The following is a 13,651-nucleotide window of genomic DNA, read 5'->3' on the forward strand; positions in this document are numbered from 1 at the left end:
TCGCCAGCCCGTCCTTGCTGGCTGTGGTTGCCGCCAGGCGAAAGTGCGGCCGGGGCGGGACGCGCCCGCCCCGGCCGCTAGAGACTACCCGCGCCTAGGACTTAGAGCGCCAAAGGCTAGTCGCAGTGATGTTCTTGATGGATTTGTATCCCTTACTTACGGCCCAATTGAAAGTGCCTACGGTTTTTTGCTGGTACTTCTGAATGTCGCAGGTGGTGCCTATGCTCTGCCAGCATCGCACCTCAAGGGCGTCCTGGGACCACCACATGGCCGCTCTGAAGGCGTAGTTCTTCTCAATGTCACCCCCGACGAAACCTGTAACCCCAGGTTGCGTGGGACAGTTTTCCGTCTTTCCGTGACCGAAGGTCACGCCTCCGCCGACCTCCCCTTCGGGGATCGGCCCGGCTATCGCGCCTTGGACGGTGATTTGGTAGGTGGCGGCGCTGATGACGAAGCAGGGCGTGCTGACGGCATCGACACTGGAGTTGTCGAGGGTGTACTTCTCGGTCGAGCCCTTCTTAGCGGCGCGCTTTCTGAAGGTTCCATCCGTGTACACGGTGATCACTGCACCGAACTTATCGATCTTCCAGGTGGTGGAGTCCTTGGGAATGCATTCACGCCACACGGATCGTCCCACCACCTCGACCAGAAGATGTTTCGCCAGACGCAGCTTCTTTGAGTCGCTGGTCGAAAAGGTGCCTACAAGGGTGGGGCAGTCCGAGGCAGCCAGGGCGGCGCGTGCATCCGACCCAGGTATGAGGCTGCCACCGGGAATTTTGCCGGTGATGTAGGCTTCTCCATCGGTCGCAAAGAAGTCGCTGGAGTCTTCCTCGACCTCCAGCGCCACCTGGATGACGGTCATATTCCCGCACCGATCGAAAACGTGCACGTTGATCGTGGGCTCGCTCGGCTCGACCTGCCCAAGCGAGGCGGAAGCCGCGGCTTCTCTGATTCCTGTGACGGGCACTTCTCGCCAACTGCGCGTTACCTTGGTCGTTACCTCGGTCGCCCCGCTGGGCAGAGCGCGCACCACGGTGTCCGCAAGGTCGACGGCCGAATCGATGCGAACGAGGCCCGCCTCTTGGAGCGCGTCTCGTTCCCGCACCAGAGCAGTATTCAGCAGGGACAGCTTGGCCGTGCTGGGAGTACGCGCCGTTACTCCGGGCGCCTGCCAGATCGTGGCCGCTTCTCCTTGCAGTACCGCGTCTTGCGCCTCGTAGTACGCCTTCACCCGCTCGACGAACTGTTGCCGGCCGCTGCCTTCATCGGCGGCGGCGCGGGCACCGACAGGCGGTGTGTCCAGGAACGGGATGCAGTCCTCTTCGGAGGACGGAGGAGGCGGCGCGGCCTTGGGCGTTACCGCGGTCTCTTCCCACTCTCCAGAGCCGAACGCTGTCCGGGCCCGGACTTTCACCGTATACATCTCTCCATTGGTTAAGCCTTCGATGGTCACATAGGGGTCGGAGACCTTAACGTCTCCGCTCGCCGCGCCGCTACCGTCGACAATCGCGACGTCAAAGCCATCGATCGTCGCCATGCTGCCGTTGTCCTCAGGCAGGCCCCAGCTGGCGATGGCGGATGCGTCGCCTGCCTTGGCTGTCAGGTTGAGGACCTTGCTCGGTGCCTGGGGTAGCCGATAGGTCAGCGCGATGGACGGTTGCTCAGTAGAACTATCCGTGGCGAAAGTGATCATCGCCTCGGACGGCGTCGTCAGCAGCATCCATTGGTAGATGCTTGCTGCCACGTCAGTTTGCGGGTCGGCGACCCGCATGGTGTGGCCAGCGCGAGTGGGGTCGGTGTCAGCGGTCAGATCAGAACTGCGTGTCTCACCGGTGACTGGGCTCTTCAGAGGAGTGACATTGATCGTCGCATCTTGCGGACAGGCGACGGGTGCACAGGTCGGCGTCCCGAGCTTGAGGACGCCTTCCGTGATCGAGGTACCGTCCGGTAGCTCATCAAGTTTGACCTTGACGACCGTGGCTGTCTTGTCGGCCCCTGTACCGCCAATCTGCAACGAAGCAGAATCCTGCACCGTGCACGCGGACCCGTTGCACGCGGCAGGATCCATCTTGACGGTCTTGATCACCAGGCTTTCTTTGCCCACCGTGACATGGTGAAGATCCTCCTCCGGATCATCCGATGGTGTGCCAGGCGTGGTGAAGCTGACGGGTGCCGTCTTGGGCGTGCAGACTTCGCTACTCGCTTCATTTGCGATGGCGGCGGTGGCGGCGCGGGCCGTGCTGGCCGAAGCGGTTGTTCCCCCGATGGAGGTATTCATGTCGGTGGTGATTTCGGCGGCGGTCTGGGCGCGGTTGTAGATGCGGACCTCGTCGATCACGCCCTTGAAGTACTCGCCGTAGATGCCGTTGCCGCCGATGTGCAGGAAGCTGGCGTCGTTGGTGATCGAGCCGCTGAGGCTGGTCTGGCCGATCTGGACGCCGTTGCGGTAGATGCGGGCGGTGCTGCCGTCGTAGGTGACGGCGAGGTGTGCCCAGGTGTTGGCCGTCAGGGCGCTGGTGGCGCTGACGGGCTGTGGTTGGCCGTTCAGGGTGAACCAGCCGGTCGGGCCGCCGTCGGCGGCGGCGTAGAGGCCGTAGGACAGGTCGAAGAGGCTGTCGTTGTCCTTGGCGATCAGGGTGCGCCAGCCGTCCACCGCGCTGGGCTTCACCCAGGCTGAGAGGGTGAGCGCGTTGCTCAGCCGCAGGGCGGGTGCGTCCTCGATGTCGACCGTGCCGTAGGTGCCGTTGAAGGACAGGGCCTTGCCGTACTTGCCGGTGACCCACGTGGTGCCCGCGGCGCTGCCGTCGTTGCCGCCGATCGGGTCGGTGACGGTGCTGCCGGTGCCCTCGTTCATTCCGTAGGCGGCCACCAGGCCGCCAGGAGTGGGAGTCGGGGTGGGTGTAGGAGTCGGTGTCGGTGTCGGTGTAGGTGTTGGGGTCGGCGTGGGGGTGGAGGTTGGGGTTGGGGTGGGAGTTGGCGTAGGACCAGGGTTGGAGCCGCCGTCCTGCGGGCCGGTGACGCAGGCGGTCATCTGCCACTTGTAGGTGCGGCCGGCCTGGACGGTGTTGGCCGGGAGTTGGAAGGAGGCGCGTTCGCCGCCGTTGACGGTGCGGCTGCCGAGCGGTGCGGAGCCGACGGGCAGGCCATTGTTGTCGTACAGGTAGTACTTGGCGGTTACCGCGCCGCCGCTGGGGCGGTTGACCATGCCGGACAGGATCGGCTGGGCCGGGTCGGCCATGCCGGTCTCGGCGTCGGAGGGCAGCATGGGCGCGTCGGAGGTGATGCGGTAGGCCGGGCTCTCGTTGCAGGAGGGCGGGGTGACGCCGCTGCGGCAGGCCTTGACGACGAACTTGAAGCTGGCCGGGTTGTCCAGGGTGAAGACCTTGTCCAGCGTCTGCCCGGAGGGGATGTTGTTGTGGGTGGTGGTGCCGGGCACGCCGACCAGGGAGCGGATCTCGTCGCCGGTCAGCACCCGCTGGTAGGTGTGCACGTCGTCGATGGCGCCGTCGAAGGTGACCTCGTCCGGGACGATGACGGTGCCGCGGCCGATCTGGAAGGCGCCGCGGGCGTTCCAGTTGACGGTGTGGTCGCGTTCGGCATTCAGCTCGCCGTCGACGTACAGACGGATCTTGTGAGCGGTCGCGTCGTACTGGACGGCCAGGTGTGTCCAGCGGCCGACGCCGGCCAGTTTCTTGGACCCGATCGGGACCGGGTTGGGGTTGGCGGTGTCGGCGTCGTTGACGGTGAGGATCCAGCGCTGGTCCAGCTCGGCGGCGTTGGAGGCCAGGTAGCCCAGGCTGAAGCCGGGCTGGTTGGTGCCCATCTGGGACAGGACGGCCTGGTCGCCGGCGCCGCTGTCGAGGCGGGCCCAGGCGGTGACGGTGTAGCTCTGGTTGGTGTTCAGGACCGGTTTGCCGGTGCTGATCAGGCCGCCGGACGACAGTTTGACCGCCTGGCCGAGCTGGCCGGGAATGCGGCTGTAGGTGCCGCTCAAGGTGGCGTTGAAGCCCTTGCCGGTGGCGTCGGCGGCGCTGGTGCCGGAGGTTTCGTCCAGCTTCCACCAGGCCGCTTCCCCGGTGGGCAGCTGGGCGGCGGGGGGCGCCATGGTGGAGTCGTTGACGGTCACGGTGTAGTCCAGGTTCGCCGTCTCAGGGACGCTGGACTTGTAGGTGACCTTGACGTTGGTGCTGCGGGCGATGGCGTCGTTGCCGCTCATGGAGTCGATCGACTCGGCGGTGACGGTGGGGATCTCCGGGGGGAGGACCCAGTCCACGCTCAGCTTGGGCACCTTGGAGCCGCCCCACGACTGGGCCCAGAACTCGTAGTCCTCGCTGAGGTCCTTGGGCACCGGCAGCTCGGTGCCGAGCCGCAGCTGCAGGCCGTGGTTGGGGGTGCCGGTGGCCCAGGCGCGGGCCATCGCGGTCAGGTCCCAGCTCCAGATCGCCCCGTCGCTCTGGACCTGGGCGCACGGGTCGAGCGAGGACCGCTCGTCCGGGCTGGTGGCCGGCTGGTTGTCCCAGTAGGTGTCGTCGGCGACCCACTCCTCGGTGACGCGGGAGGCGATCACCGCCTGCAGGCTGCTGCAGGTGTAGACGTCGCCGTGCAGGGACAGCTGCATGGTGGCCTTGACCACCTGCCGGTTGGTGATCGGCGCGGTGTCGAAGGCCAGCAGCGCGCGGGTGGCGTACTCGTTGGTGTAGCCGCAGGTGGAGGGGGTGGGGCAGCTCCGGTAGTTGGACCGCGACACCAGGCCGGGGCTCGTGGCCGAGTCAGGGGAGCGGACCGAGGTCTCCTGTGTCACGGTCAGCGTGGTGGTCGGATCCACGGTGACCGGGTACTGGGTCGCCGGGTCGGCCAGCCAGGCGGCGTCCGGCTTGAGCACCAGCACGCTCTCGCCGTGCTCGCCCTTGGCCACGTCGGTGGCGACCTTGGCTTCGCGGCCCGGCCGCTTGGCGTCGGCCTTGGCCGCCGTGGCGTCCCACATGCGCGGCGCGGGGGCGGAGGCGATCTTCTCGCCCTTGTCCTTGCCCTCGTCGTCGGTGAGGGTGAGCGCGCCGGACCTGGCCTTGCCGAGCTTGACGCCCTGGGTCCGGGCCGGCAGCCGGAACTCCACCGGCCCGGTGGGCCGCTCACGCAGCACCACGTCATGACGGAACCCGGTGGGCAGCGCGGTCACCACCAGGTCGGCCGACGGGCCGGCGACGCCGGCGTAGGTGGCCACGTTGCCCTTGATCTGCGGCTTGGGCAGCGCGGTGGGCCAGGACAGGCCGAAGCTGCCCGTCCGGCCGACGCGCATGGTGGCGAACGGCCCGGTGCCGCCGGCCGACAGCCGCAGCCCGGCCTTCGCCAGCCGCGGCCTGAGCACGCCGTTCTCCTCGACGAGGGTGGTGTCGATCCACGCCCACGTGTTGCCCTGCCGTAGCTGGGCCGGGCCGTTGTAGGACTGGGTGGACAAATGGCCGTCCGGGAAGGCCCAGGTGCGCGAAGACTCGGTATAGGCCGCTTCTACCGCGATCGGCTTGTTCTGTTTTTTCGCCTCTGCGATTGCGGTCCGTAACGACGCGTCCGGATCCTCCGGCTTGGGGAACGTGGTTATTGAGGGAGTTGTCGGCCCGGCCGGCTCCGGCTCGGCCTGCGCCGGCGGGATGGTCCCCGCGACCAGCAGCGATGCTGTCACCGTGAGCACCGTTGCCATGGCTACTTGTGATGCGGGTCGCCGACGTTTGAGTCTGTTGACTAACTTGTTCACTAACACCTTCAGCGTGGTGTGGGTCTGAAACAGCAAACAAGCTTTACCTATCAACAGGTGTCGCGACCATGTGGTGATGATCACAATAAGTTGTGTATAAATATCCGTAACATCGCCCGTCCGGGCGGCGATGAGAATGGCACGGAGAACTGGTAATTCATATTTCCCGTGGGATTCCTCATGCGGCCGCCCGGGTCAGCAGTCGTCGAGGATCTTCTCCATGGCGGACTTCTCGCCCGAGGTGACCCAGACGCCGTACTTCGCCTTGACGTCGATCTGGCGGGCGACGTACGTGCAGCGGTAGGACCTGCGGGGCGGGAGCCAGGTGGCGGCGTCGGAGTCGCTCTTCTGGCCGTTGAGCGGGCCGTCCACGGCCTGGAGGTTCAGCGGGTCGTTGGCGAACTCCTTGCGCTTGGTGGCCGACCACTGCTGGGCGCCCTTCTGCCAGGCGTCCGAGAGCGGCACCAGGTGGTCGATCTGGACGGCGGTGCTGGTGTCCTGGCCGCGCTTGAACTCGATGGTCTTGCCGCTGTAGGGGTCCTTCAGCGTGCCGGTCAGGACGATGCAGTCGTGGGTGCCGGACTTGAAGGTCTCGTCCGTCAGGTCGCGCTTGAGTATGTCGTTGCGGGTGTCGCAGCCGTTGTGGTCGACGTCGGACCAGGCGGGGCCGAAGTTGTCGCGGTCGAAGCCGGTCCTCGGGGCGCGGCCCTTGACGTCGAGCTTGGCGAGCTTCTTGCGGGCGTCGGAGATCGAGGCCGAGTCGGGTTTCGCGGGCTTGTCGTCGGCCGTGGAGAGCTGGGCGCCGGCTCCGCCGCCGCAGCCCGCCGTCAGCATCGCCACCGTGGAAAGACCTGCCATCAACGCCCGTACGCGCACGCCGTACCCCCAGACTTCAGCTTTCGTAAAGTCTAGGTATAAATGCCCTCAAGAGCGTCAAGTAGCCATTCGGCCAAGTATCGGGTGAAAGACGATCTGACGTAGATCCGGTACGTGTCCGGGGCGCGGCGTTCCAGCAGGACGGGCGCCTGCCCGAGCAGCGTCTGGGCGTGGCCGGGGAGCGCCGACGGGTGCAGGTCCAGCGGGCAGCCGGTGATCAGCACGTCCTCGGCCGCCGGGCCGGACAGCTCCAGGACCGTCCGCTGATTGGAGACGTCCACCCAGTCCGGGCCGGGCGCGACGGCGCCGGTGACCAGCCACCAGGACGGGCCGAGCGCCAGGCCCATCCCGGGATCCGCGCCCCGCACCTCCCACATCGGCTCGAAGGGCAGCTCCCGCAGCCGCGCGGACGCGGTGCTCGCGGCCTGGAAGCGCGCGGCGAACGGGGCCGCCGGGCTCTCGGCGGGCGGCGGCGCGGCGGCGTACGGCGGCACCTCGGCGGTGAGCGGCAGGCCGTCGCGGCGGGCGTTGTCCGGGTCGTGGAAGACGGGAGGGACGAGCGTGACCGGGTAGGCGACGCCGCCGCAGAGCGCGGTCAGCCGGTCGCCCGGGGCCGCGTCCCTGACCAGGGCGAGGCCGAAGGAGCGGCCGAGCGTGGCGCTCGCGTAGCTGGAGGTCACATGTCCGGCGCCGGCCCGGTCCGCGGGGCGGACGAGTTGCGCGCCCTCGGGCACGACCGTCGCGGGGTCGTCGGGCAGGAAGCCGGTCAGGCGTTTGCGGCCGGGGCGGGCGGTGTCCGGGCGGGAGTGGGAGCGTTTGCCGACGTAGCCGGGCTTGCGGGTGGAGACGAGCCACGACAGGCCGAGGTCCTGCGGCGTGACGGTGCCGTCGGTCTCCTGGCCGACGATGGCGAAGCCCTTCTCGGCGCGCAGCACGTGCATGGTCTCGGTCCCGTACGGCACCGCGCCCAGCGCGAGCACGGCCTCCCACAGCGCGCGGCCGTGCCGCCAGGGCACGTTCACCTCGTACGCCAGCTCGCCCGAGAAGCTGATCCTGAACACCCGCCCCGGCGTCCCGAGCACGCCGGTCTCCGCGTACCGCATGAACGGAAGGTCCACCGCCCCCGGCGCGACGGCGGCGATCACCTCGCGCGCCCGCGGCCCCGCCACGGCGACCGTCGCCCAGTGGTCGGTGACCGAGGTGAACGACACCTCCAGCTCCGGCCACTCGGTCTGGTGCCACTCCTCCAGCCAGTCGAGCACGGCGGCGGCGTTGCCGGTGGTCGTGGTCATGAGGTAGTGCCGGTCGCCGAGGCGGGTGGTGGTGCCGTCGTCGAGGACCATGCCGTCGGCGCCGCACATCAGCCCGTAGCGGCAGGCCCCGACGGGCAGCGTGGAGTACAGGTTCGTGTAGATCCGGTCGAGGAACGCGCCCGCGTCCGCGCCCCGGATGTCGATCTTGCCGAGGGTGGAGGCGTCCATGGCGGCGACGCCGGTGCGGGCGGCGCGGCACTCGCGCCGCACGGCGTCCTCCATGCTCTCCCCGTCGCGCGGGAAGTACCGGGGCCGCTTCCACTGGCCGACGTCCTCGAACACGGCCCCGAGCGCGACGTGCGCGTCGTGCAGCGCGGTGGTCCTGACCGGGTCGGACAGCTCGCCCCGGTCGCGCCCGGCCAGCGTGGCGAAGGACACCGGCGTGTACGGCGGCCGGTACGTCGTCGTGCCCACCTGGCCCGGCTCCGCGCCGAGCAGGGCGGCCATCACGCCCACCACGACCGCGCCCGACGTCTTGCCCTGGTCGGCGCCGGTGCCCGCGGTCGTGTAGCGCTTGACGTGCTCCACCGACCGCATCCCGGTTCCCGCGGCCCTCGCCAGGTCGGCCACGGTGACGTCGCGGTGCAGGTCGGCGAAGGCGGGCTCGGGGTCGTCGCCGGCCACGTGCCAGAGGGCCGCGGGGAGCCGCGGCGCCACCCAGCCGTCGACGGGGACGCGCAACCCGTGATCGGGACGCCCGGCGCCCGCCGCGTAGCCGTCGGCGATGGCCTCGCTCGTCCCGTACCGGCCGCGGCAGGCCCCGGCCGGGTCTACGGCCTGCGCGGACGTGTCCGGCACGAACGCGGCCAGCCCGTCGTCGTAGCGGAGCCGGCCCTGTGACTGGCTGAACAGGTGCACGACCGGGTTCCAGCCGCCGGCCACGGCCAGCAGGTCGCAGGCGAAGCGCCGCCCGCCGGCGCGGACCCCGCTCAGCACGCCCTCGGCGTCGCCGTCGGTGCCGGTGACGACCTGCCCGGCCAGCACCTCCACGCCGTCCAGCGGCAGCTCGGACGGGCGCGGGTCCACCACCGCCAGGACCTCCACCCCGGCCGCCATCAGGTCACGCGCGGCCTCGTAGCCGGAGTCCGCGCAGGCGAACACGACCGCCCGCCGCCCGGGCCGCACCCCGTACCGGTTGGCGTACGTGCGGGCGGCCGAGGCCAGCATCACCCCCGGCCGGTCGTTGCCGGGGAAGGCCACCGGCCGCTCGTGCGCGCCCGTCGCCAGCACCACCCGCCGCGCCCGCAAGTGCCACAGCCGCTCGCCGCGCGCCCGCCGCTCCACGGCCACCACGTAGCCGTGGTCGTAGAAGCCGATCGCCGTGGTCCTGGTCAGCACGCGGGCGGGCAGGTCCAGGGCCGCCACCCAGTCCAGGGCGGGCCGGCCGTCCAGCAGGACGCGGCTGTTCAGCAGGTCGCCGCCGAGCCGCGGCTGGTCGTCGAGGAGGATCACCCGCGCCCCGGAGCGCCCGGCCGCGACCGTGGCGGCCAGCCCGGCCGGGCCGCCGCCGACCACGAGCACGTCGCAGTGCAGGTACGCCTTGTCGCAGCGGCGGTCGTCGGGCGCGTCCGGGTCGAGGCGGCCCTTGCCGCGCAGGCTCCACGCCTCCAGGCCGTCGTACAGCTCGACCGTGGTGGCCGCCACCATCGGGTCGGCGCCCACGCGGACCAGCGCGTTCGGCTCCTCGGGGCCGGCGGTGCAGATCCCGCGCGGGCGGCCCAGCTCCACACTGCGGCTCACCACGCGCACGCCGTTGCGCAGCAGGGCGGCGGCCAGCGTGTCGCCCGGCTCGCCCCGGTAGGCGCGGCCGTCGAAGGCGAATCTCATCTGATCTCCTGCGTGAGCGTGTGCCGCTCGACGGTGAACCAGGTCCGGCAGCCGTGCGCGTGGAACCAGCGCTCGCGGAACCAGCCCTTCGGGTTGTCGCGGACGAACAGGTACGCGGCCCACTCGGCGTCGCTGGTCTTGCGCTCGGGGCAGGCGACGCCGGCCTGGCCGCCGTAGCGGAACTCGTTCTCGTCGCGCGGGCCGCAGAAGGGGCAGGGGATGAGCAGCATCAGTGCGCCACCGCCGCCGCGCCGTGCTCGTCGATGAGCGCGCCCGTGGTGAACCGGTCCAGCGCGAACGGCTCGGCCAGCGGGTGCGGGCGGCCGTGCGCGATCGTGTCGGCGTACACCCAGCCGGCGCCCGGCGTGGCCTTGAAGCCGCCGGTGCCCCAGCCCGCGTTGACGAACAGGTTCTCGACCGGGGTGCGGCCGATGATCGGGGAGGCGTCGGGGGAGACGTCCACGATGCCGGCCCAGGTGCGCAGCACGCGCACCCGGCTGAAGACCGGGAACAGCTCCAGCGCCGCCGCCATCTGCGCCTCGATCACGTGCACGCCGCCGCGCTGGCCGTAGGAGTTGTACGCGTCGATGCCCGCCCCCATGACCAGCTCGCCCTTGTGCGCCTGGCTGACGTAGACGTGCACCGCGTTCGACATCACCACGCAGTCGAGCACCGGCTCCAGCAGCTCCGACACCAGCGCCTGGAGCGGGTGCGACTGCAGCGGCAGCCGGAACCCGGCCAGCTCGGCCAGCACCGAGGTGTGCCCGGCGGCGGCCAGCGCCACCGTGCCGGCGGCGATGCGGCCGCGCGAGGTCCGCACCGCCGTGACGCGGCCGCCGCTGATCTCGAAGCCGGTGACCTCGCAGCCCTGGACCAGGTCGATGCCGTACGCGTCCGCCCGCCGGGCCAGCGCCCAGGCCACGTGGTCGTGCTTGGCGATGCCGCCGCGCCGCTGCAGCGTGGCGCCCAGGACGGGGTACCGGGCGCGCGCGGAGACGTTGACGAGCGGGCAGAACTTCTTCACCTCGTCGGCGTCCAGCCACTCGGCGTCCACGCCGTTGAGCCGGTTGGCCTCGACGCGGCGCCGGCCCTCGCGCACGTCGCCGAGGCTGTGCGCCAGGTTGAGCACGCCGCGCTGGCTGAACTGCAGGTCGTAGTCCAGCTCGGCGCTCAGTCCCTCCCACAGCTTGAGCGAGTGCTCGTAGATGGCGGCGCTCTCGTCCCAGAGGTAGTTGGAGCGGATGATGGTGGTGTTGCGGGCCATGTTGCCGCCGGCCAGCCAGCCCTTCTCCAGGACGGCGACGTTCGTCAGGCCGTGGTTCCTGGCCAGGTAGTAGGCGGTGGCCAGGCCGTGGCCGCCGCCGCCGACGATCACCACGTCGTAGGAGGGCCGCGGGTCGGGGTCGCGCCACAGGAAGTCGGGGTGGGTCAACGCCTGATCTTCTCCATCCCGGGGTCGTACAGCGGCTCGGCGGCGACCTCCGCGGGGACGCGGCGGCCGAAGTAGGAAATGTCGACATGCGTACCGGGGGTGGCCAGCTCGGCCGGCAACCAGGCGTAGGCGATCGGGCGGCGCACGGTGTGGCCGTAGGCAGCGCTGGTGACGTACCCGACCGTGCGCCCGTCGTGCCGCACGGGCTCCTTGCCCATGACGACCTCGGCGCTGAGCAGCGGCACGAGCTTGCGCGTCGGCTCCGGGCGCAGCGCGTCGCGGCCGAGGAAGTCCTTGTCGCCGCGGACGGCGAAGCCGAGCCCCGCCTCGTACGGGTCGTGCTCGGTGGTCATGTCCACCCCCCACAGCCGGTAGCCCTTCTCCAGCCGCAGGCTGTTGAACGCGGCCCGCCCGCCGGCCACCGCGAGGCCGGTCGCCCAGAGGGTGTCCCAGAGCTTGAGGCCCAGGTCGGCGGTGGTGTAGAGCTCCCAGCCCAGCTCGCCCACGTACGAGACGCGCAGGGCGAGCACCGGAACGTGCCCGACATATCCGGACTTGCAGGTGAAGTAGCGGAACCCCGCGTTCGACAGGTCCAGATCCGTCAGCGGCTGCACCAGGTCGCGGGCCAGCGGCCCCCACACGCCGACGCAGCAGGTGCCGGGCGTCAGGTCGCGCACCCGCACCCCGCCGGGCGCGTGCCGGGTGAGCCAGTCGAGGTCGAGGTTGCCGTTCGCGCCGATCTGGAAGCGCTCCTCGGCCAGCCGGGCGACGGTCAGGTCCGAGCGGATGCCGCCCCTGGCGTCCAGCAGCAGGCTGTAGGTGACCGAGCCGGGCTTCCTGTCCACGTTGTTGGTGGTCATGCGCTGCAGGAACGCCGCCGACCCCGGGCCGCTGACCTCGATGCGCTTGAGCGGGGTCATGTCGTAGAGCGCGACGCGCTCGCGGGTCGCCCGCGACTCGGCGGCGGCGATCGGCGACCAGTAGCGGCTCGCCCACGCGTCCCGCTCCCCGGCGGCGGGCCGGTCCCGCTCCTCCAGCAGCGGCGCGTTCGCCTCGAACCAGTGCGGCCGCTCCCACCCGGCCCCCTCCAGGAAGACCGCCCCCAGCTCCCGCTGCCGGACGTGGAAGGGGCTGGTGCGCAGCGGGCGCGGCGACTCCATCGGCTGGAGCGGGTGGATCACGTCGTAGACCTCGACGAAGCTCTGCCTGCCGCGCTCCTCGACGTAGGCGGGGGAGAGCTGCGCCGGCTCGAACCTGGCCAGCTCGCACTCGTGCAGGTCCGTCCTGGACGTGCCGTCCACCAGCAGCTCGGCGACGGCCCGCGCGACCCCGGCCGAGTGCGTCACCCACACGGCCTCGGCCAGCCAGAACCCGTCGAGGTGCGGGGCCTCGCCGATCAGCGGGAAACCGTCGGGGGTGAAGGAGAAGATCCCGTTGATGCCGTCCTCGTACTTGGACCCGTGGAGCGCGGGCAGCAGCTCGGCCGCGTCCCGCCAGGCCGGTTCGAAGTCCTCCTCGGTGAACGCCTGCACCGACGGCATCACGGTGCCCCTGGGGCCGATCTCCTCCTGCCTGACCGGCATCGGGCGGTGGGCGTAGGAGCCGATGCCGATCCGGTCGCCGTACTGGCGGACGTACAGGTCGCGGTCCTGGTGGCGGAGGATGGGGCCGGGGCGGACCAGGTCGAGCGGGCCCGACCTGGCGTACTGGTGGGCGAGCGGCAGCAGCGGCACGGTGAGCCCGGCCAGCCGCCCGACCGACGGCCCCCAGAACCCGGCCGCGCACACCACCACCTCGGCGGGGATCGTCCGGTGCTCGCCGCCGGCCAGCGCCGAGACGCCGGTGACCCGGCCGCCGCGCTGCTCGACGCCGACGACGGTGTGGCGCTCCAGGAAGCGCGCGCCGCGCTCGGCCGCGCGGGCGGCCTGCGTCTCGCCGCAGGCGACGGCCGCGGCCAGGCCGTCCGTGGGGACGTGGTAGCCGCCGAGCACCTTCGAGCGGTCCAGCAGCGGCCACAGCTCGGCGCACCGGGCGGCGTCGACCAGCCGGCCCTCGACGCCCCACGACTCGGCCCAGCCCTGCTTGCGGTGCAGGTCGGCCCAGCGTTCCGGGGTGGTCGCCACCTCCAGGCCGCCGACCTGGCGGAAGCAGTGCGCGCCGAGGGCGGTGTACTTGCGCACGGTGTAGGCGGCGAACTCGGTCATCGTCCTGGACGGGTTGGTCTGGAAGACCAGGCCGGGCGCGTGCGAGCTGGACCCGCCCGCGGCGAACAGCGGCCCCTGGTCGAGGACGGTCACGTCGGTCCAGCCGCGCTCGGTGAGCTCGTCGGCCAGGGCGCACCCGACGATCCCCGCGCCGATGATCACCGTACGGGGCCGACTCATGGCGCCTCCGGTTGTTCCTTATTACGCAACTAGAACCGGACTACGCAACGACCATAGATGCCCGCCCGCC

General features: G+C 70.6%; 6 protein-coding genes. All 6 read right to left on the minus strand.

Features of this window, described 5'->3' with window-relative positions; all coding sequences use genetic code 11:
* Positions 1-94: 94 nt before the first annotated feature.
* The 6 genes from MF672_RS39530 to MF672_RS39555 all read right to left on the minus strand — a co-directional run bounded on the left by MF672_RS39530 (position 95) and on the right by MF672_RS39555 (position 13,581).
* Positions 95-5,833, minus strand: coding sequence for a LamG-like jellyroll fold domain-containing protein (locus MF672_RS39530; RefSeq protein WP_242373903.1), 5,739 nt, complete (start codon positions 5,831-5,833; stop codon positions 95-97).
* A gap of 111 nt (positions 5,834-5,944) precedes the next feature.
* The gene (locus MF672_RS39535; RefSeq protein ID WP_242373904.1) at positions 5,945-6,607 is read right to left on the minus strand and encodes an HNH endonuclease family protein; all 663 of its coding nucleotides are present in this window, start codon (positions 6,605-6,607) and stop codon (positions 5,945-5,947) included.
* Positions 6,608-6,657: 50 nt separating this feature from the next.
* Positions 6,658-9,765 (minus strand): 2Fe-2S iron-sulfur cluster-binding protein, encoded by a 3,108-nt coding sequence (locus MF672_RS39540; RefSeq protein ID WP_242373905.1) that lies wholly within the window; start codon positions 9,763-9,765, stop codon positions 6,658-6,660.
* Complete coding sequence (locus MF672_RS39545; RefSeq protein ID WP_242373906.1) at positions 9,762-9,995, minus strand: sarcosine oxidase subunit delta; 234 nt, start codon at positions 9,993-9,995, stop codon at positions 9,762-9,764. Before MF672_RS39545 ends, MF672_RS39540 begins: the two co-directional genes overlap by 4 nt.
* Positions 9,995-11,197 carry a sarcosine oxidase subunit beta family protein gene (locus tag MF672_RS39550; RefSeq protein WP_242373907.1) on the minus strand — a complete coding sequence of 401 codons (1,203 nt, stop codon included), beginning with the start codon at positions 11,195-11,197 and terminating at the stop codon, positions 9,995-9,997. The genes MF672_RS39545 and MF672_RS39550 overlap by 1 nt, the downstream gene beginning before the upstream one ends.
* On the minus strand, positions 11,194-13,581 hold the full coding sequence (locus MF672_RS39555; protein WP_242373908.1) for a GcvT family protein: 2,388 nt from the start codon (positions 13,579-13,581) through the stop codon (positions 11,194-11,196). Before MF672_RS39555 ends, MF672_RS39550 begins: the two co-directional genes overlap by 4 nt.
* Between the last annotated feature and the right edge of the window lie 70 nt (positions 13,582-13,651).

The organism is Actinomadura luzonensis (assembly GCF_022664455.2).
In the GTDB taxonomy this organism is placed as follows: domain Bacteria; phylum Actinomycetota; class Actinomycetes; order Streptosporangiales; family Streptosporangiaceae; genus Nonomuraea; species Nonomuraea luzonensis.

Coding starts and splice junctions, on each gene's coding strand:
- MF672_RS39535 (WP_242373904.1), bottom strand. CDS start 6,607: ATGGCAGGTCTTTCCACGGTGGCGATGCTGACGGCGGGCTGCGGCGGC.
- MF672_RS39540 (WP_242373905.1), bottom strand. CDS start 9,765: ATGAGATTCGCCTTCGACGGCCGCGCCTACCGGGGCGAGCCGGGCGAC.
- MF672_RS39545 (WP_242373906.1), bottom strand. CDS start 9,995: ATGCTGCTCATCCCCTGCCCCTTCTGCGGCCCGCGCGACGAGAACGAG.
- MF672_RS39555 (WP_242373908.1), bottom strand. CDS start 13,581: ATGAGTCGGCCCCGTACGGTGATCATCGGCGCGGGGATCGTCGGGTGC.